At 46.0% G+C, this 16,210-nt stretch carries 10 protein-coding genes and 9 tRNA genes; 18 read left to right on the top strand and 1 reads right to left on the bottom strand.

Translation table 11 applies throughout. The features are described 5' to 3' along the window. Positions 1-5 precede the first annotated feature (5 nt). The 9 genes from QF049_RS27140 to QF049_RS27180 all read left to right on the top strand — a co-directional run bounded on the left by QF049_RS27140 (position 6) and on the right by QF049_RS27180 (position 757). Positions 6-77 (top strand) — tRNA-Glu (locus QF049_RS27140). Positions 78-84: 7 nt separating this feature from the next. Then, positions 85-160: transfer RNA gene (locus QF049_RS27145), tRNA-Val, on the top strand. Positions 161-169: 9 nt separating this feature from the next. Further along, positions 170-244: transfer RNA gene (locus QF049_RS27150), tRNA-Gln, on the top strand. 9 nt (positions 245-253) lie between these two features. Further along, a tRNA-Lys gene (locus tag QF049_RS27155) sits at positions 254-329 on the top strand. 6 nt (positions 330-335) lie between these two features. Then, positions 336-416: transfer RNA gene (locus QF049_RS27160), tRNA-Leu, on the top strand. Positions 417-426: 10 nt separating this feature from the next. Then, a tRNA-Gly gene (locus QF049_RS27165) sits at positions 427-501 on the top strand. A 7-nt stretch (positions 502-508) separates the two neighbouring features. After that, a tRNA-Arg gene (locus tag QF049_RS27170) sits at positions 509-585 on the top strand. Between the two features lie 16 nt (positions 586-601). Beyond that, a tRNA-Pro gene (locus QF049_RS27175) sits at positions 602-675 on the top strand. An 11-nt stretch (positions 676-686) separates the two neighbouring features. After that, positions 687-757 (top strand) — tRNA-Gly (locus QF049_RS27180). A gap of 233 nt (positions 758-990) precedes the next feature. Here the strand turns inward: QF049_RS27180 and QF049_RS27185 are convergent. Next, positions 991-1,332, bottom strand: a complete 342-nt coding sequence (locus QF049_RS27185; RefSeq protein WP_091038383.1) for a WGxxGxxG family protein — start codon at positions 1,330-1,332, stop codon at positions 991-993. A gap of 579 nt (positions 1,333-1,911) precedes the next feature. Between QF049_RS27185 and ppc the strand changes: the two genes are divergently transcribed. The 9 genes from ppc to QF049_RS27230 all read left to right on the top strand — a co-directional run bounded on the left by ppc (position 1,912) and on the right by QF049_RS27230 (position 16,055). Next, complete coding sequence (ppc, locus tag QF049_RS27190; protein ID WP_307541937.1) at positions 1,912-4,704, top strand: phosphoenolpyruvate carboxylase; 2,793 nt, start codon at positions 1,912-1,914, stop codon at positions 4,702-4,704. Positions 4,705-4,964: 260 nt separating this feature from the next. Beyond that, on the top strand, positions 4,965-5,531 hold the full coding sequence (gene sigW, locus QF049_RS27195; RefSeq protein WP_017692117.1) for an RNA polymerase sigma factor SigW: 567 nt from the start codon (positions 4,965-4,967) through the stop codon (positions 5,529-5,531). Between the two features lie 136 nt (positions 5,532-5,667). Then, positions 5,668-6,282: a zf-HC2 domain-containing protein gene (locus QF049_RS27200; RefSeq protein ID WP_036614042.1), complete on the top strand. Its 615-nt coding sequence runs from the start codon at positions 5,668-5,670 to the stop codon at positions 6,280-6,282. Positions 6,283-6,596: 314 nt separating this feature from the next. Then, on the top strand, positions 6,597-7,433 hold the full coding sequence (gene cdaA, locus QF049_RS27205) for a diadenylate cyclase CdaA (protein WP_017692119.1): 837 nt from the start codon (positions 6,597-6,599) through the stop codon (positions 7,431-7,433). Beyond that, complete coding sequence (locus QF049_RS27210) at positions 7,426-8,919, top strand: CdaR family protein (RefSeq protein WP_307541939.1); 1,494 nt, start codon at positions 7,426-7,428, stop codon at positions 8,917-8,919. Before cdaA ends, QF049_RS27210 begins: the two co-directional genes overlap by 8 nt. A gap of 72 nt (positions 8,920-8,991) precedes the next feature. After that, complete coding sequence (gene glmM, locus QF049_RS27215) at positions 8,992-10,332, top strand: phosphoglucosamine mutase (RefSeq protein WP_017692121.1); 1,341 nt, start codon at positions 8,992-8,994, stop codon at positions 10,330-10,332. 749 nt (positions 10,333-11,081) lie between these two features. Continuing rightward, on the top strand, positions 11,082-12,914 hold the full coding sequence (gene glmS / locus QF049_RS27220; protein WP_076217241.1) for a glutamine--fructose-6-phosphate transaminase (isomerizing): 1,833 nt from the start codon (positions 11,082-11,084) through the stop codon (positions 12,912-12,914). Between the two features lie 1,304 nt (positions 12,915-14,218). Further along, positions 14,219-15,502, top strand: a complete 1,284-nt coding sequence (gene ectB, locus QF049_RS27225) for a diaminobutyrate--2-oxoglutarate transaminase (RefSeq protein ID WP_307541941.1) — start codon at positions 14,219-14,221, stop codon at positions 15,500-15,502. 430 nt (positions 15,503-15,932) lie between these two features. Beyond that, complete coding sequence (locus QF049_RS27230) at positions 15,933-16,055, top strand: hypothetical protein (RefSeq protein WP_307541943.1); 123 nt, start codon at positions 15,933-15,935, stop codon at positions 16,053-16,055. The last annotated feature ends 155 nt before the right edge of the window (positions 16,056-16,210 follow it).

Consider the following 16,210-nt stretch of genomic DNA (forward strand, 5'->3'; position numbering starts at 1 on the left):
AATGGGGCCCGTTGGTCAAGGGGTTAAGACACCTCCCTTTCACGGAGGTAACAGGGGTTCGAATCCCCTACGGGTCATATAGTTGGAGGCTTAGCTCAGCTGGGAGAGCATCTGCCTTACAAGCAGAGGGTCGGGGGTTCGATCCCCTCAGCCTCCACCATATTTTTATTGGGGATTAGCCAAGCGGTAAGGCAACGGACTTTGACTCCGTCATGCATAGGTTCAAATCCTATATCCCCAGCCATTTTAGTATGAGTCATTAGCTCAGTTGGTAGAGCACCTGACTTTTAATCAGGGTGTCGAAGGTTCGAGCCCTTCATGACTCACCATCATATGCGCGTGTGGCGGAATTGGCAGACGCACTAGACTTAGGATCTAGCGTCTTTGACGTGGGGGTTCAAGTCCCTCCACGCGCATCCTTTATTTGCGGAAGTGGCTCAGCGGTAGAGCATCGCCTTGCCAAGGCGAGGGTCGCGGGTTCGATTCCCGTCTTCCGCTCCAATATTTTGCGCCCTTAGCTCAGCTGGATAGAGCGTTTGACTACGAATCAAAAGGCCGGGAGTTCGAATCTCTCAGGGCGCGCCATTATTTTTTTTAGTATCGGGATGTAGCTCAGCTTGGTAGAGCACCTGGTTTGGGACCAGGGGGTCGCATGTTCAAATCGTGTCATCCCGATTTTTGTTTATGCGGGTGTAGTTCAATGGTAGAACTTTAGCCTTCCAAGCTAATAGCGTGGGTTCGATTCCCATCACCCGCTTACAGGATATAATGAAAGAGCCTTTGCAGATGCAGAGGCTTTTTTATTTTTATTAACGTAATAATTAGCAGTTATTTTATATAATATTTTATGTAAGGTACAGTACAGGTTTAATTAAAAAAGAGCCAAGACCCTTTGCAATCCAAATTGGGAGGTCTTGGCTCTTCTGTTTATCTCTGTGGATGAGCTGCTTCTAAGACGTAGCAGCTATTGTAACGTGACGTGAGTACAATTTAACGCTCGTTGTGATCCGTCACTCTTCTACGCATGCCAGCTAATCCAAGCAATCCCAGCAAACCGAGCCAGCCCCAATCCATGCCGTTGTCACGGTCGGTTGTTGTGGCGTTTGCACGAACACTGTTGGTACGATAGTCACCATTGTTGCGGTAGTTTCCATCCATGTTCAGGTTGGTGTTTGTGCGATCCATGTAGTTGGTGTCCTGATAAGACCGGACACGTGATCCGTTAGTGTTGGTATCCATTCCTTTGGACATTTGACCATCAGCAGCAGCAGGGCCAGCCATCGCGGCCACCAGAAGCACGGAAGCAATAATTGTTGTACCTTTCTTCATCATTTGGATTCCTCCTTTTTAGTAAGAGCTATAGATTAATCTGCCCAAAAAGCTAAGGACATTATGTAGAAATGAACTGTTAAGATATCCCTACGTTTACAGTAGGTTAGGAACATACATAAGAACCTCCCCTAATAAGCAGACTTGTAGTGGGAAGAAATTTATAATTACATCTTTAATTTATTGCGTCACTGTGGTAAAGTATACAAAAGCTTGCTTTGCCGGTCATGTTTCTTTGTATATCATCTGTTCTCAAATAATGAAATTATGCGGTTTAACCTTACGATCAGGTACCATGGAATCATATCTAAAGTAACTGTATATTTATAAATTTTTAAGCATAGGTATGAGACATTTGATTTATCTAAAGTACGTGAAAAAGGTATCATGCGACAGCATATGACCATTAATTGAAGCAGAACAAGAAAATGAATAAAAAAGCGTGTTTTTGTGCTGTAAATCGGGGATAATCCCCATTTTTTCTAGTAGAAAAATAAAGATTTTCGTACCATTTTATTGTATGATGTTATGAAGGTGTCAAATTTACGTGTACGAATGGAACGATCAGATGGGAGGATAAGCATGACTGAAACTATGGTAACCGCCAGCAAAAGCCAATCCAACAACCTGCTTCGGCGAGACGTGCGGTTCCTGGGCAATATACTCGGAGAAGTTCTTGTCCATCAAGGCGGCACGGAGCTTCTAGATATCGTTGAGAAGATTCGGGAAACGAGCAAATCGTTGCGTGCAGAATTTCTGCCAGAACTCTATGCAGAGTTCAAAACGATGATCCAGGAATTAGACTCGGACAATCGTCACCAGGTTATTCGGGCTTTCGCTATTTATTTTCAATTAGTTAATATTGCTGAACAAAACCATCGGATCCGGCGTAAACGGGATTATGAACGTTCTGCAGGGGACGCTGTGCAGCCAGGATCGATTGAGAAAGCAGTACAGGATCTTAAGGAACGTGGACTGTCTCATACAGAGGTGGAAGAGATTCTCGACGATTTGTCGTTGGAACTCGTTATGACAGCTCACCCAACCGAAGCCATGCGCCGGGTTATTCTGGACATCCATAAACGGATATCCGAAGATGTCATGCTACTTGATAATCCTACGCTGACGTTGCGTGAACGTGAACAGTTGCGTGAGAAACTGCTGAATGAGGTTATTACACTTTGGCAGACAGATGAACTTCGCGACCGCAAACCGACTGTACTCGATGAAGTGCGGAACGGGATGTATTACTTTCATGAAACGTTGTTCCACGTACTTCCGGATGTATATCAGGAGCTGGAACGCTGCCTGAACAAATTTTATCCTGACCATGACTGGCATGTGCCGACGTATTTGCGGTTCGGTTCCTGGATCGGTGGAGACCGGGATGGAAATCCTTCGGTAACTTCAGATGTAACATGGCAGACGTTGTTGATGCAACGCAAGCTCGCTTTGCGTGAATACCAACGGATTATGATTGAACTTATGGGCCATCTCAGCTTCAGCACGAACATCATCCACGTATCGGATGAGCTGGTGCAGTCTATTGAGCAGGACCGTAGTTGTGTAACGTTGAAAAAAGTGGATATGTGGCGGAATGAAAAAGAGCCATATCGCATCAAATTGGCCTATATGATTGCCAAGTTGAACAATGTACTGGATGAGAACAAATTAGGTCAGGCTGACCGTTATCATAGCGCTCAGGATTTGATTGATGATCTGATGATTATTGATCGAAGTCTGCGCCATCATTTTGCCGATTACGTAGCGGATACAACTATTCGCAAAATGATTCGTCAAGTCGAGTTGTTTGGTTTCCATACCGCAGCATTGGATGTGCGTCAGCACAGTCAGGAACATGAAAATGCGATGTCGGAGATTTTGGCGAAAATGAACATTGTAGAAGATTATGCGCGTCTAACTGAAGACGGTAAAATCGATCTGCTTGCTCGTTTGCTGGATGATCCGCGTCCTCTTACTTCTCCTTATCACCAATACACGGAGGGAACCAAAGAGTGTCTGGATGTCTTCCGTACCATTAAGCGTGCCCAGAACGAATTTGGGACCGGCTGTATCACAAGTTACCTGATCAGTATGACGCAGGGCGCAAGTGACTTGCTGGAGGTTATGGTATTTGCCAAGGAAGTAGGGTTATTCACCAAAGGAAACAATGGTGAGGTTGTAGCTACACTTCAAGCGGTACCGCTGTTTGAAACGATTGATGATCTTCATGCGGCTTCGGACATTATGCAGAAGCTGTTCAACCTTTCTGTATACCGCGCAAGCGTAAAAGGACGGAATGAACTGCATGAAATCATGCTAGGTTATTCCGACAGTAACAAGGATGGCGGAGTGGTTACAGCCAACTGGGAACTGCGTGTAGCAATGAATGCGATCACGGCTGTAGGTAATGAACATGGCGTTAAGCTGAAGTTCTTCCATGGACGTGGCGGAGCTCTTGGACGTGGCGGCATGCCACTCAATCGCAGTATTCTTGCTCAACCACCACATACCATTGGCGGAGGCATCAAGATTACAGAGCAGGGAGAGGTTATTTCTTCTCGTTATTCCCTTCAAGGGATCGCATACCGCAGTCTGGAGCAGGCAACTTCTGCTTTGATTACAGCAGCACTGAATGGTCTTGAGCCGCAAGAATCAGAATCCGAGCGTCATTGGGACAGCATCATCAAAGAGATTTCGGAAGTATCCCTGACGAAATATCAGGATCTGATTTTCCGTGATCCGGACTTCTTTACCTTCTTCAAGGAATCCACACCGCTTCCAGAGGTGGGTGAACTGAATATTGGTTCACGTCCGTCCAAGCGGAAAGGTAGCGACAAGTTCGAAGATCTGAGAGCAATTCCTTGGGTATTTGCATGGACGCAAAGTCGTTATCTGCTTCCGGCATGGTATGCGGCAGGAACAGGGCTACAAAGTTTCTATCAGGATAAAGAGGAAAATCTGGTTGTCCTAAAAGAAATGTATGCAAGCTTCCCATTCTTCCGCACGCTGATTGATACGGTTCAGATGGCCGTTGCTAAGGCGGACCTAGTAATTGCCAAAGAATATTCAGCAATGACTTCAAACAAGGAAGCCCGTGATCGCATATACGGTCAGATCGAAGCCGAATTCAAGCTCACAAAAGAGCTGATTCTGAAAATTACCGGAGAAGCTGAAATTCTGGATGATGTACCGGTTATTCAAGAATCCATTCGTCTTCGTAACCCTTATGTGGATCCGTTATCCTACATGCAAGTTCAACTTTTGAGCGAGCTTAGAGATATGCGTGAACGTGGTGAGGATGATACGGAACTGCTCAGAGAAGTGCTGCTGACAATCAATGGCATCGCTGCAGGGCTGCGTAATACAGGTTGATTATTGAATTGATGCATATGAATGATTATATGTAACAAAGTACCCATTACGTTGTTGAATAATAGCTCCATTCTCTGCTCTACGGAGTGAGAGATGAAACGGGACTCCTGCGGGAGTTCCCGTTTTTACTGTTTTTGGCGGATATTTGTCATACAGTCTTGATTTTTGACCAAAGTTGATTTACGATTTGATTGGTGAATTACAAGTGTGGACGGGTATCAGAAGACGGAAGACCCATCAGCATGTCTGGGGGAATAAGGGTGGACAATTTGGAGAACAGGCTTGTGAAACTGGTGCTCAAGGGCGACCAGAGAGCCTTCGCAGAAATCGTTGAACTATATAAGGACAAGCTATTTCATTTGGCATACCGGATGCTGAACAATCGTCATGAAGCTGAAGACGTTGTGCAGGAGACGTTTTTGCGTGTGTTTCGTAATATGGAGAAGTACGATCCGAACCAGAAGTTCTCAACCTGGATCTACCGGATCGCTACGAATCTGTGTATTGACCGACTGCGCAGAAAGAAACCTTCATACTCTTTGGATGCTGAACTGAATGACCAGGAAGGATCTGATGGTTATGCGATGCTCCCGAGTGATGATCGTACACCGGAGAGTGAAGCACTCCTGTCAGAAACGCAGACACTCATTCGTGAGGCCATTGACAGTTTGCCAGCCAAGTATAAGTCCGTTATGATTCTGAGATATTTACAGGACTTGTCCCTACAGGAAATCAGTGACGTGACAGGTATGCCCGTAACAACGATCAAGACACGCGTTCATCGGGGCCGTGATTTTCTACGTAAAAAATTGGAGTATAAGTTATAAATGTTAAACGCCTTTAAATATGGGCGAAATTATTTGAAACATATCCGAAACGGATGCGTATGTAATGTATGCAAGTCTTATGCGTGCTTTTTAATGGCACATGGACTAAGTGATTTAAGAAAGGATTGGCTCTCATATGGATTGCAACTCGGCCGTCTCTTTAATGCATGAATGTTTGGATGAGTCGTTGTCCCCGGCCCAGAAGGTTGAACTGAAAAGTCACCTTGTGATCTGTCCGGATTGTCGCATGCGCTTTAAAGAGTTGGAACAGACGGAAATGTTACTCTTTGCCATGAAACACTATTCACCGTCTGCCTCTGATGAGCTGACCAATCGAATTATGAATGCTCTGCCCCAGCCCAAGAGACAGCAAGCATGGCTCAAATGGGTCAAAGGACATCCCGCGCTGACGGCGGCAGCCTTCTTTTTGGTCGTGATGCTCTTTAGCGCCTTGAATTTCTGGAATCAGAATAACGAAATGGTTGTTAAGGGAAATAATCTGGACCAGATCGTGATTCAGGGTAACACGGTTATTGTTCCTGAAGGTAAGTCAATTGCTGGCGATCTTACGATAGAAAATGGAACTGCACAAGTATATGGTGATGTGAACGGCAATCTGACGGTTATCGACGGACAACTGTTTCAGGCTTCAACAGCGCATATTTCAGGTCAGGTGAAAAGTATTGATCAGGCGCTGGACTGGTTCTGGTACAAAATAACCAATATGGTAAATGAAGTGGCTTATCGCTAGAACAGGGTAAAATCTTCAATGGTATATACCAAGCAGGGTACCTCCAGATTGCATGGGGTACTCTTTTTTTATACGCAAACTTTGTAATTCATGGTAAATGTGATGTTTATGTGCAGTTTGAGACTGCCGTAACTTGCAACCTGAACGTTAACGTTATAACCTAGATACTAAAGAGAACATACTACTACATATAGATACGCATTTTGCACAAATCGAATGATGCAGAAACGCGGAGACAAAGGATTATATAAAATCCTAATGGGTTAATATGAGATCAGGGTTTACTCATCAATGGGGATAGCGGGGGCTGGCTTATGAATTATTTTGCTGACTTAACGTGGACAGAGTCCATTAAGGACGTTATCGATATATTGATTGTTACCTATATTATGTACAAACTGATTTTGCTTGTGCGGGGGACACGTGCGGTTCAGCTCCTGAAAGGGATTCTGTTCCTTGTGCTGATCTGGGCATTAAGTACGTGGCTAAACCTGTATACGCTCAAATGGTTAATGAACCAGATGTTTACGTTTGGTGTTGTTGCGGTGTTCATTATCTTTCAGCCTGAACTGCGTCGTGGCCTGGAGCAATTGGGACGCGGTAAGCTGTTTGGACGTTCAGCGGCAGCGAGTGATGAAGAATTAACCGTGTTAATTGGTGAGATTATTAAGTCAGTTAATTATTTGTCACGGCGTAAAATTGGCGCTTTGGTCGTATTTGAACGTGAAACGGGTCTGAACGATTACACGGAATCGGGCATTAAGATGCACTCTCTGGTCAGCTCGGAGCTGATGATTAACATCTTTATTCCAAATACACCGCTTCATGATGGAGCCGTTATTATACAGGGAAAACAGATTTCGGCAGCAGCTTGTTATTTGCCATTATCAGAGAATCCTTTTATCAGTAAGGAATTGGGAACACGTCACCGTGCAGCAATCGGGATTACCGAAGTTGCAGATGCGATCTGTTTGGTTGTCTCCGAGGAGACAGGACAAGTGTCACTGGCAATGAATGGACAGGTCGTTCGTGATATTAAGGAAGAATCGCTGATTGCCAAACTGTATGAGGAGTTGCGCCCTACATCCAATCTGAAAAAGAATGGCTGGACAACCTTCTGGAAACGGAAGGGAGGACGTAACAATGGATAAGTGGTTTAACAATAATAACTTTGCCAAAATACTTGCGCTTGCGGTGAGCCTGCTGCTCTGGTTCATGATTCATCTGGATGAAGTACCAACCACCCCTACGATTACAACAGGGACAACCAACAAGGTTGTGGAACGTACGGTGCCTGTTCAACCTTATGGATTAGACAGCAACAGCTATGTGCTTACTTCATTAAGTACGGATGAGGTCCGGCTGGAGATCAAAGGACAGCGCTCGATGTTAACATCGATTTTTACGAATGATGATTACAAGGTACTGGTCGATCTGAGTCAGGTGAAAGATGGGTCCAATACACTGCCACTTGTACCTGATTTGCCTTCCGGGGTAGAAGTAGTCAGCATGGAACCTTCCATGGTTACGGTGAATGTAGAAAAATTGGGCACCAAATCCTTCAATGTGAATATTGTACCCGAAGGGGAGCCATCCGCCGGATACAGCGCTGGAACGCCCGTAATTGAACCTTCGACGCCGGTTAAGGTAACTCTGCCCGAAGGGCAACTCGAGGCCGTAGCGAAGGTCCAGGGCAGTGTGAGCGTGAAAGATGCCAAGGAAGATGTCATACAGAAAAAAGTGAAACTTCAAGCATACGATGCTGAAGGTAAGGTCCTTGAAAATGCGATTATAACACCTCAAACGGTTGAAGTCCGAGTTCCGGTCAATCAGCCCTATACATCTGTACCCTTAAGAATCAAATATTCGGGACAGCTTCCGGAAGGCCTGGTACTCTCCACGGTAGAGCCAAGCGTGAAAGAAGTCTCGGTTTATGGATCAGAGGATGCGCTTGCGGGTATACAGTCCTACGACCAAGTAACCCTTGATCTTACACAGTTTGATCAGTCGGGTACATCGACAGTTAACGTGGACTTGACGCCGCCTTCCGGTTTTGAGAAAATCGAGCCTAGTTCGATTCAGATCAAGGTAGCCATATCACCATTTGACGAGGCAGAGGAGACAACCAAAGTCTTTCCGAACGTCCCCATCACACTTACCGGTGCGGGGAATGGACTGGAAGGGACGCTGGTTACGCCTAAAAGCAGAGGTCTGAACCTCACACTCACAGGCTCAGCTAGTATGCTTGAGGGTCTAAGTAGTGATGATCTCACGTTGACCGGGGATCTCACTGGACTTGCGGTCGGAACGCATGAGATCAAGCTTGAAGCCGACCTGCCCCGTTATGCCAAACTGGATGAATCATCCACTGCATTGAGTGCGACGGTCAAAATTAGTGAAAAGGCTGAAGACACCACAACTACTCCTAGCGAAGATCCGACTGACGAGGGAACGGTAGCACCTGACCCTTCACCAGCCGAGGTCGAAAACGGGGAAACGGAGCCTGTTCCTGATGAAGAAGAAACGGAATCGAATACGGATACTCAGGATCAGGGCCAACAGGAGAGCACAAGCAGTCGAGGTAATTTAAATAATAATAACAGCGGTACTGGCAGTAAAAGTGGCGCGAATCCGTAAACGTTCTAATTTTAAAATTCTCAAAAAATAATAATAGTGCTCGTATATGATGCGAATAGAAGGAGTTAAATCATGGGGAAATATTTTGGTACAGACGGTGTAAGAGGGGTTGCCAATAAAGAGTTAACGGCAGAGCTGGCTTACAGCATTGGACGTTGTGGTGGTTACGTGCTTGCAGGTGGTGTGGAAAGACCAAAAGTGGTTATCGGCATGGATACTCGTATCTCGGGATTGATGTTGGAATCCGCACTGGTTGCAGGTCTGTTGTCCATTGGCGCTGATGTGATCCGTCTGGGCGTTGTATCCACTCCGGGAGTGGCGTATATTGCACGTTTGTTGAAAGCTGACGCGGGCGTGATGATCTCGGCTTCCCACAATCCGGTTGAAGATAACGGAATCAAGTTTTTTGGTGGAGATGGCTTCAAGCTGTCTGATGAAACAGAGAACCGGATTGAAGAACTGATGGATGCGGAGACAGATCAATTGCCACGGCCAGTTGGTGGCGGGTTGGGTACTGTAACGACAGATGAAGAGTCTCGTTATCGTTACCTCGACTTCCTGAAAACGACTGTAAATGAGTCGTTCTCTGGACTTAAAATTGTTTTGGACTGTGCAAACGGAGCAGCTTATGAACTGGCACCTAAATTGTTCAGTGAGCTAGGTGCAGAAGTCATTGCCATTGGCGCTGAGCCTAACGGCCTGAATATTAATGAGCAATGTGGATCAACTCATCCAGAGAACCTGAAACAAGAAGTACTCAAACATAAAGCAGATCTGGGTCTTGCTTTTGACGGGGATGCAGATCGTCTGATTGCTATTGATGAGACAGGCGCTGAGGTGGATGGAGACTTCATTCTGTGTATCTGCGGTGATGCTATGAATCGTGCAGGGAAGTTGAAGGACAGTACTGTTGTATCAACTGTTATGAGTAACATCGGATTCTACAAAGCAACGGAGAAACTTGCACTGAAAACAGCTAAAACTGCAGTAGGTGACCGTTATGTGATGGAGGAAATGCGTCGCGGCGGTTACAACTTGGGTGGAGAGCAATCTGGCCATGTTATTTTTCTGGATTACAATACAACGGGAGATGGTATGCTGACTGCGATTCAACTCGTGGATACGCTCAAGGCTTCCGGTAAAAAACTGAGTGAGCTCAAAGCGCTAATGACCCAGTACCCACAAGTATTGGTGAATGTGCGTGTTGAAGATAAGAGCAAATACGAGGGCAATGCTGCAATCGAGCAAGCTATCGCTACAGTAGAACAGCAACTCGGCGATAATGGACGTGTACTCGTTCGTGCTTCAGGTACTGAATCTCTGATCCGTGTTATGGCGGAAGGACCAGATAAAGACGAACTTGAACAATTTGTGTCTCAAATCGCAGATGTAGTGCAAAAAGAACTGGTATAGGACTGGAAGATGTAAGAGATACCTTCTGCATACGGTTTTTTTAAGGGAATTGTTGTGTGGAACGAGGCTTAATATAACAAGATTTAGGACTTATGCATGGATATTCCTGCGTCCCGGCCTGATGAGACCATAGGTCCGTTTATCCGGTCGGGATTGTAGGTAAATATGCTAAAATTGTCACAGGTACTTTGCTCCATTGCAAAATGGACCTGACGTGCATATAATGAGTGGAGTCGTCATTCAGACACAGAAAGTGAGGAACGTAAGGTTACAGTTACACAAGCGCCAGAGCTTGGAGTTGCGCGGGATGATGTTGATCAGGATTTCTTCTAGGTTGAAGAACGGCTGATTAAGATCAACGGCAATCAAGCTGACGAGGTGGAGGTGTTCGGATTGTTCGGCGGGGACCTCCCGGTGAAGCACCAGAGCCGTAAACCGGATTGCGGAAAATGGATAGGTGACTGTCCACACAACGCGCCGGTGCAGGTGCAAGAGTTAAACTAAAATTCAAATGAATGTGCGTGAAGAGCGTAAACAGTACGCGGACGGGAAAATGATGTACATTCATGATTGCATTCATAACAGCTTATGATGACAGCGGGGCGACACGAGGTCGCTCTGATCATTGATAATTGAATAAGTACCAAGTATTCATGAAACGCTAGGCAATCACTCATTTTTCCGATATGCCGCCTCTGCCTGTTTCTCTTCGTGACACAGTATTCATATACAAACGGAGGAAATAAACTATGTGCGGTATTGTTGGATATATTGGTAATAAGAACACTCAATCGGTATTGGTCGAAGGATTGAAGAAACTTGAGTATCGTGGTTATGATTCTGCAGGTATCGCGGTATTTACACCGGAAGGTCTGCAAATCACGAAAGCTCTTGGTCGTCTTGCGAATCTTGAAGCCAAGCTGGATGGTGCACCACTGGTAGGTAATGCCGGAATCGGACACACACGTTGGGCAACTCATGGTAAACCATCGGATGAGAACTCTCATCCACACACGGATGGAAGCCAGAAGTTCTCTGTTGTGCATAACGGTATTATTGAGAACTACCTGGATCTGAAGGACGAATTGATGGCTCAAGGTCACACGTTCACTTCCGAGACAGATACTGAGGTTATCTCTCACCTGATCGCACGTGAATACAATGGTGATATCGTCAAAACAGTACAAAAAGTGATCACGTTGTTGCGTGGCGCATTTGCACTGGGTGTATTGACAGAGCATGAGCCTGAGAAACTCGTAGCTGTGCGTCAAGCAAGCCCATTGATTATTGGTATTGGTGAAGGCGAGAACTTCATTGGTTCCGACATCCCTGCAATTCTGGAACATACACGTAACGTGTACATTCTGAATGATGGTGAAATGGCTGTATTGACACATGATGCTGTCGAATTGATGACGATTGAAGGCAACTTTATTTCTCGGGAAATGATTCGTGTCGATTGGGATGCTGTAACCGCAGAAAAAGGCGGATTCGAGCACTTCATGCTGAAAGAAATTCATGAGCAACCAAAAGCATATCGTGATACTATGCTGGGTCGCATCGATAATGAAGGCAAAAAAGTTCAACTTCCTGAGTTGAAAATGACTGAAGAACAAATTAAAAATATCCGTAACGTTCAAATTATTGCATGTGGTACAGCGTACCATGCAGGTCTGGTTGGACGTACAGTGATTGAGCAATTGGTACGTATTCCGGTTGAAACAGATGTGGCTTCCGAGTACCGTTACCGTTCCCCAATTGTGCACAAAGATACACTTGTAATCGTAGTGAGCCAATCCGGTGAAACTGCCGATACGCTTGCTGCATTGCGTGAAGCACAATCCAATGGTGCACATGTACTGGCAATCACAAACGTAGTGGGCAGCTCCATTGCACGTGATGCAGATGATGTTATCGCAACATTGGCAGGTCCTGAAATTGCAGTAGCTTCTACCAAAGCGTATACTTCGCAGTTGATTGCTTTCAACTTGCTTGGTCTGTACCTTGCACAAGTTCGTGGTACTCAATCTGCAGAAGAGATTGCACACACGCTGGCAGCGATGCAAGCATTGCCTGAACAAGTGGAATCCATGTTGGAGCAAGCGGAAGCAATCAAAGGATATGCAGAGCAAATCTCCAAACATGAACATCTCTTCTTCATCGGTCGTGGTCTTGACTATGCAGTAGCTCAAGAAGGATCGTTGAAACTGAAAGAGATCTCTTATATTCACTCTGAGGCGTATGCTGCGGGTGAGTTGAAACATGGTACGCTTGCCTTGATCGAAGACGGTATCCCTGTTATTGCCCTGGCAACGCAGGAGAACGTACTTGAGAAAACAGTGAGCAACATTAAGGAAGTAAAAGCACGTGGCGCAGATGTATTGGCAATTACGTACGAAGAGCACGTAGCACCATTGCTGAAATCCGTAGACCAAGCGTTTGCGATTCCTAAGACGCTGCCACTGCTTAGCCCTGCTTTGTCTGTAGTTGCGCTGCAATTGCTGGCATACTATGCTTCCCTGGCACTGGGTCATGATGTGGATAAACCACGTAACCTGGCGAAAAGTGTAACGGTTGAGTAAGGTATTCTATAAAAATTAGTTTATTGTCCAATGATAAATAAGTGTAGAACCATTAACAAAAGCATGGAACTATACGAACTGTTGTCTGATGCCATGGACAACGGGTTGATCAATAGATTCAGTAAACTAATAAAGTATGAACAAAATAATGGTCCTGATGACTCTAAGTCATCAGGACTTTTTTGATGTTTCAGGAGGGTGGTTCTGAATATTAGAACCATCTTATTTGTGTTTGTGCATTGTAAATTGCGGTCATTCATTAACGAAAATCCACCCAGATTATAGAGTAACTTAGGAAGAGTAACTTTTTTTGATTCTCACATTTGAAATATTCTTCGTGCACGAATGTAATCAACTTCTTAAAGAGAGTCATTAACAATCGCAACTCGTAAGTGCCAATATATCCTCAAGAAGGATGCAGATCGGGGATATGAGATCATTTGAACAATAAAGGAAGGTGATTAAACGTGACTGGTACATCCTTCTGCGACTCACAAAATGGTATGCCAAGCAGCAACAATGCGCACGATGAAGGAGCTTATTGCGCGAAGTGAAATCATTGTCCGTTCAACTTGGATTCAGAACGCTAGTGTAATCTTCATGTAAATGAGTGAAGACATCTGAAAGGTAATAGGGGAAAACCTCCCGTACGGTTTAATGATGAGGAGCAGAATATATTTACCCTTTACTCTAACAGAGACGCAGAGAAGAAGGCGTGATACAAAACTATGTCGGCTGCCATCCGTGCGGACACTGTGGCCAGTTTCCAGCCAGGCTTTCAGAAATGGTCAGGTAATCATGTTAAGTTATTACAAAGTGCAAGGAATCGGAACACCGGTAAAGAATATTTAAAGGGAATATATACCAAATTTACCTGTTGAATGGCTGAATGTCAACACTCGTTGAATTCCTCGATTGATGTCAAATCATTCCTAATGCTTCTTCTCCATTCACTCTTTTTAACGAAAAATGTTAACACATTATGTTTCATGAACCAAATTTAACAATATAATGACTATATTTAACAAAAAAATCACTATACATTCTTGTAAATTTTGATATAATTCAACCTAGGTCTTATTCCCTATTATTCTAATAAATGGAATTGTAGGGTTTTTTATACCCATCCAAGCTGTGTGCGAGAGACCAGTATACTGGCTAACCAACAAGCCGGCATGCGGGGACCAACAATTGTGGAAAATGACAGCCTAGAATATGTTGCTCCATGACGTCAGAAGGTTCAGAAAGGAAGGTTCAGAAAGATGGAGCCAACCTTATCCCAATTCCGATGGAGGATGAAGTGAGTGAGCATTTTTGAAAAGCTGGAATCCAACGTAAGATCTTACTGCAGAAGCTTTCCGGTGGTATTCGACCGGGCCAAGGGAGACCTTTTATATTCTGAGGACGGAAGAGCATATATTGATTTCTTTGCAGGTGCCGGGGCGCTCAATTACGGCCATAACAACGATTATATTAAAGACCGGGTTCTCGATTACTTGACCTCCGACCGGATTATGCACGGTCTGGATATGTATACAATGGCCAAGCGTGAATTCATTCAGAGCTTCTCTGAGCGGATCTTGGAGCCGAAGAAGCTGAATTACAAGCTTCAATTCTGCGGTCCAACAGGGACGAATGCGGTGGAAGCGGCCCTGAAGCTCGCACGCAAGGCGAAGAAGAGAAGTGGAATATTCGCATTCATGGGTGGCTTCCACGGCATGTCGCTCGGCAGTCTGTCGGCGACAAGCTCCAAGTCCATGAGAGAAGGGGCGGGGCTTCCTCTGGACGGAGTTACGTTCATGCCGCACCCAAGCGGGGCTTTCGCAGAAATGGATACGCTCGGCTATATCGAGAATATCCTGACTGATTCGCACTCCGGAATCGACAAGCCGGCCGCGATCCTGCTTGAAACGGTACAAGCTGAGGGCGGAATTCACGTTGTCGACGCGCAGTGGCTACGCGAGTTGCAGCAACTTTGCCGCAGGCACGATATTCTGCTCATTACAGACGAGATTCAAGTAGGGTGCGGCCGGACAGGCGAATTCTTCTCCTTCGAACGTGCGGGGATCGAGCCGGATCTCATTACCCTGTCGAAGTCGATCAGCGGGTACGGCCTGCCAATGTCCCTGCTGCTGCTGAAGCCCGAACTGGATATATGGACGCCGGGCGAGCACAACGGCACCTTCCGCGGCAACCAGCTGGCTTTTGTGGCCGCGAAGGCTGCTCTCGAGTACCGGGACAGAACCGAACTGGAAGCTCAGGTGAAACAGAAGGAAGAGTTTGTGCGCTCGTTCCTTGATCAAGAAATCAAGCCTCTGCATCCGTCCATCGCCATCCGCGGACTCGGCCTGATCTGGGGCATTGACGTCTCGGGGTTCATGGATGAAGCCGGGGCGAAGCGGGTGACGGATATCAGCTTCGAGAACGGGCTCATCATTGAAAGAGCCGGCAGAGGAGACTGTGTACTGAAGATCATGCCTCCGCTGACCGTCTCGATGGAGCATCTGACCGCCGGCTGCGCCATTATCAAGTCCAGTATGCAGCAGGTGATCTCTCAGGAGACCAAGGATTTGTTAGTAACGACCTAAGCTTGGCCAAGCCGATGGGCCGCCCCCGGCAAGAGGCATGAAAGTGCCTTCCGGAGGGCGTGCGGACTTGATGTTAAAGGTAGCGCTTTCTCCTCATGCTACCTGCGGTAACGTCAATCAGCATGGAGGAATTCTCCGGCAATCCAAGGGCAGTACCGTTCGTGCCATACGGAGCATTCCTTGAGTCTCATGCAGTACCCTCGTTCAATTTAATCGTCAGGAAAAGCTCACTACCCCGCAGTCGAATCTTTACTTATCCACACCAGGGCTGTGGGGGAATAAGCAAATCGTACATAGAGTGTATCAATACCCCTTAAACATAGGCTTCGTCAAAGGCAGCTCGGGTGCCAAATCAGGAGGTACGGCCGACTTCCTGCTGGGCGGCTAGAGAACCCTGCGGCAAGCCTTACATCGACAGGAGGAACATTCCTTGTCGTCTATCCCCAAATCCAATTCCGAATCCCATGTTAAACCAAATCCCGTCTTCGGGTGGCTCGTCCGCAGCAATCTTATTGAAGCAGAGGAGTCCGAAGTAACCGCATCTCTTGCGTAGAACGATGCTTGTTGTTGTCCTTTACGCATGGGAGCCGAGCGGGACAGCTGGTAGGCAGAGGATTGCCGTATGCGATCAACCGGGCAATTGAAGCGGTGACATTGCGCAAGCCATTGATGTTGTGTCAGATGTTTGAAAAGGAGGGGAGCGTTGCT

Origin of the sequence: Paenibacillus sp. W4I10, from assembly GCF_030816325.1 — a bacterium.
Taxonomy (GTDB): Bacteria; Bacillota; Bacilli; order Paenibacillales; family Paenibacillaceae; genus Paenibacillus; species Paenibacillus amylolyticus_B.